Here is a 1,132-nt window from a genome sequence, read left to right as displayed (position 1 = left end):
GCGCTGGCGGCAGGAATGAAGCCGGAGGACATCGTCTTTTCCGGTGTCGGCAAGACACGGGCCGAGCTGCAACTTGGCCTTGACCACGGCATCGGCCAGTTCAACCTGGAGCTGGAAGAAGAGGGCGAGGTGCTGGCCGCGCTCGCACATGCGCAGGGCCAAACCGCACCCGCCGTGCTGCGCGTGAACCCGGATGTCGATGCAGGCACCCACGCCAAGATCTCCACAGGCAAGGCCGAGAATAAGTTCGGCGTGGCGATCGATCGCGCGCCCGGCATTTTCGACCGGCTGTCGCAGCTGCCCGGCCTCAACCTGCGCGGCGTCGCGATCCATATCGGCAGCCAGCTCAAGACGCTGACCCCGCTTGAGGCCGCCTATACCCGCGTCGGTGAGCTGGTCGCGCAGCTGCGGGCTGCCGGACACGCGATCACTCATGTCGATTTGGGCGGCGGTCTGGGTGTTCCCTATCATCCCGGCGAACAGGTTTCCTCCGCCGAGGATTTCGGCGCGATGGTCAAGCGCGTCACCGATGGCTGGGACGTGACGCTGATGTTCGAGCCCGGCCGCTTTATCTGCGGCAATGCCGGCGTGCTGGTGACCGAAGTGATCTGGGTGAAGCCCGCCAATGGCAATCCCTATGTCATCGTCGATGCGGCAATGAACGACCTTGCCCGGCCTGCACTTTACGATGCCTATCATGATTTCGAAGCGGTCGAGCCTACTGGCGAGAAGATGATCGCCAACATCGCCGGGCCGGTGTGCGAGACTGGCGACACCTTTGCGATGGGGCGCGAGATCGATGCGGTGCGATCCGGCGATCTCGCCGTTTTCCGTACCGCGGGTGCCTATGGCGCCACGATGGCCTCGACCTATAACAGCCGGGCTTTGGTGCCGGAGGTGCTGGTTTCCGGTGACAAGTTCGCGGTGGTTGCCGATCGCATCCAGCCGGAAACGATCATGGGTGCGGAGCGCGTGCCCGAGTGGGTCCGGTGAAACGATCGGGGTTGCCGGTGTTCGTCCAACTGAACGGGAGGCCCGTGATCCTGATAGGCGACGGCGCGGCGGCAGAAGCAAAGCGCCGTTTGCTGGAACGTGCAGGCGCGGTGATGGTCGGAGAGGGCTCGGATGCCCC

General features: G+C 64.5%; 1 protein-coding gene and 1 pseudogene. Both read left to right on the top strand.

The window, feature by feature from the left end:
- The coding region (gene lysA / locus U1769_RS25265) for a diaminopimelate decarboxylase (RefSeq protein ID WP_332720909.1) at positions 1 to 993 on the top strand (993 nt) is incomplete at its 5' end.
- A pseudogene (locus U1769_RS25260) lies at positions 990 to 1,132 on the top strand (siroheme synthase); the annotation flags it as partial. The gene lysA and the pseudogene U1769_RS25260, both read left to right, overlap by 4 nt.

It is taken from the genome of Parasphingomonas zepuensis (genome assembly GCF_036663735.1).
In the GTDB taxonomy this organism is placed as follows: Bacteria; Pseudomonadota; Alphaproteobacteria; order Sphingomonadales; family Sphingomonadaceae; genus Sphingomonas.
The sequence above is the reverse complement of the archived record's forward strand: the minus strand, read 5'-3'. Positions and strand labels throughout refer to the sequence as shown.